Annotated in this window: 3 protein-coding genes; all 3 read right to left on the reverse strand. The window is 28.3% G+C overall.

The genetic code is table 11. The features are described 5' to 3' along the window. Window positions 1–56 precede the first annotated feature (56 nt). The 3 genes from nrdF to CPX_RS02645 all read right to left on the reverse strand — a co-directional run bounded on the left by nrdF (window position 57) and on the right by CPX_RS02645 (window position 2,878). Complete coding sequence (nrdF, locus tag CPX_RS02635) at window positions 57–1,085, reverse strand: class 1b ribonucleoside-diphosphate reductase subunit beta (protein ID WP_053521615.1); 1,029 nt, start codon at window positions 1,083–1,085, stop codon at window positions 57–59. Between the two features lie 46 nt (window positions 1,086–1,131). Then, window positions 1,132–2,184 (reverse strand): recombinase RecA, encoded by a 1,053-nt coding sequence (gene recA, locus CPX_RS02640; RefSeq protein ID WP_053521616.1) that lies wholly within the window; start codon window positions 2,182–2,184, stop codon window positions 1,132–1,134. 76 nt (window positions 2,185–2,260) lie between these two features. Continuing rightward, on the reverse strand, window positions 2,261–2,878 hold the full coding sequence (locus CPX_RS02645) for a CDP-alcohol phosphatidyltransferase family protein (RefSeq protein ID WP_235443271.1): 618 nt from the start codon (window positions 2,876–2,878) through the stop codon (window positions 2,261–2,263). Window positions 2,879–3,043: the final 165 nt, after the last annotated feature.

Here is a 3,043-nt window from a genome sequence, read left to right on the forward strand (position 1 = left end):
AGTCATTTCATAAGTACTTGTTTTTTTAATAATATCTGTTTTAAGACAAGATTTTTTTAAAAAATAAAATCTTCATCTTTGAGGCTTTCTGATTTCATTTTTTGGTAACCATTCCCTTTCATGGAAAAGTTATCCATAGTTTTGGTTTCAGTATTAAGTCCGTTTAAAACTACAGGATTAATATTTTCTTGAGGGAATTTTTGTTCAAAACCTAAATTCATTAACGCTTTATTAGCGTTATAACGAACAAAGGCGTTAACATCTTCTATCAAACCAACTTCTTGATAAATTTCATGAGCTAAAGCTTTTTGTTCTTCATATAAATTGTCCAATAAATCATCTAACCATTTTTTTAAATATGTTTTTTGTTCTTTGGAAAAGTTATAATATAATTCTTTAGCTAAACGACCTACATAAACGCCATGAACACTTTCATCTCGGATAATCAAGTTAATCATTTCTCCAGCTTGCATCAATTGACCTTGACCATAGAAATATAAAGGATAATAAAAACCACTGTAAAACAACCAAGTTTCAAGAAAAACAGAAGCAACCATGCTTTTCCATTTAATTTCGTTAAAAGTTTTATTATCGTTTTTTTCGGGTTCATATTTATTAATAACGATGTTTTTTTCTAAATCTTCGTAAATGCCGACAATAATATTTAAAATATTTTGTAAATTTTTTTGTTCTTCGCCCCAAGCGAATAATTGATTGATTTCTTCTTTATTTAAAAAAGTCATAAAAATATTAGAATAACTTTTTGCGTGAACAGCATTTTCCATTGCTCCCATGAAATTAAGGGTTGCTTTTTTTTGATGTTCGTAAGGCAAGCAAGAACGAAGAATAACCGGCATACCGATATCACCTTGATAAGTATCTAGAAAAGTCAAAACTAATAAATCCCTTGAATAGGCTTTTTTTTCTTCAGGAGAAAGTGCTTGCCAAGCAATTAAATCGCTTTGAAGACTGATATCTTCAGGACGCCAAAATTGACTTAAATTTTGTTCATAAAAATATTGCGTAAACTCGTCTTCTAATTTATTCCAATTTGCCCCTTTAAAAAGGCTGTTTTTTTTCTTCATATAAAGACCTTTCTATTGTTACATTTTTTTTAAAAAAGGATATTATTTATAGCAATTTATAACTTTTTTTAATTTGTTCTTCTAAAGATTTCGCTATTTCAGGGTTTTGTAATAAAAACTCTTTAGCTTTTTCTTTTCCTTGACCGATATGTTTATTTTGATAACTATACCAAGCGCCGCTTTTTTGGACTAATTCAAGATCAACCGCTAAATCTAAAATTTCACCTTCTTTAGCAATCCCTTTTCCGTACATAATTTCTAATTGAGCAACTTTGAAAGGAGAAGAAACCTTAGATTTCACTACTTTAACATTGGAACGAATACCTATAAAAGCACCATCTTCTTTGATGAATTCAGACTTTCTAATATCTAGCCTTAAAGAAGCAAAATATTTTAAAGCTTTACCACCTGGAGTTACTTCAGGACTACCGTAAATTACTCCCACTTTCTCTCTTAATTGATTCACATAAATTACGATAGTATTAGTTTTAGAAACGATAGCTGATTGCTTTCTCATTGCTTGTCCCATCATTCTGGCGTGAAGACCCATAAAAGAATCGCCACTTTCGCCTTTTAATTCAGCTTCCGGTACTAAAGCAGCCACAGAGTCCACAACTATTAAACTGAAATTTTCGCTTTTAATTAAAGATTCGACTATATCTAAAGCTTTTTCGCCTGAATCTGGTTGAGAAATAATGAAATTGTCTAAATCTATTCCTATCGCTTTAGCGTAATTAGGGTCCAGAGCGTTTTCCACATCAATAAAAGCGACATTCCCTCCTTGTTTTTGAGCTTCCGCTATTGCGTGTAAAGTTAAAGTTGTTTTTCCGGAACTTTCAGGTCCAAAAATTTCAATAATACGACCTTTAGGAAAACCACCGATTGATAAAGCAATATCCAAAGTTAAAGAACCAGTCGGAATAACTTGGATTTTATCAGTTTGTTCCGAATTTAACTTCATAATACTCCCTTTACCGAAACGTTGTTCAATTTCTTTAATCGTTTTTTCAACCACTTCTTTATTTTTTTCGTTTTTCTTCACTTCTTGTTTAGTTTTTTCTATTTTGCTTTTTTCGTTTTTAACTTTTTCGTTATTCATAATTTTGTTTCATTCCTTTAGTTATTTTCGATATATTTTGATATAAATATTTTTTTAATTATTTGAGTAGAAATAGTTAGTTTTGAACGAAATTAGACCTAATAAATTTAAAATTGTTAATTATATAAAACATTCCTGAAAAGACGATTAAAAAAATGTTTATGCCTGATAAAACATTAATAAAATATTTTATTTGTAATATATTTTCTAAATTCAAAGGGTCCCAAATACGCAAGTATATTTGTTTAACAAATAATAAAAAAATAATAGTTATAAAAGTGAAAACAGTTTTTAATTTTCCTAAAAAAGAAGCGGAAATAATATGTTTTTTTTCAACAGCGACCAAACGCACTCCCGTAATGATCAAATCTCTGATAATAGTGGCTATTATAATACTGACAATTCCTAATTCAATGCTTTTATTATCGTTTTTTTCAGGTAATAAAAATTTATGATTACTTAACAAATATATGTGAAAAAAAGTTATAATAACAAGCAACTTATCAGCTATTGGGTCAAAAAACTTTCCAAAAACTGTTTGTTGTTGGAATTTTTTAGCTATATAACCGTCAAGATAATCGGTGATAGCTGCGATGATAAAAATCAAATTAAAAAACAAACTTAGCGTTGTTTCTACACCATCTGGTTGTTTTTTTTTACGTTTAAAATCATAACCATTAAAGGCAACATACAAAAAACCAACAAGATGCGAAAAACAGTTAAGAAATTAGCTGATTTTTTGATGATATTTTTCATTCTTTAACAATCTTTCTTTAGAAAATAATAATTATTTAACATATTTTTTTAACATCGTTAAAATATAAAAATTATTTATATAGTAAATATATTATCATATTTT

Origin of the sequence: Candidatus Phytoplasma pruni (assembly GCF_001277135.1) — a bacterium.
GTDB lineage: Bacteria > Bacillota_I > Bacilli_A > Acholeplasmatales > Acholeplasmataceae > Phytoplasma > Phytoplasma pruni.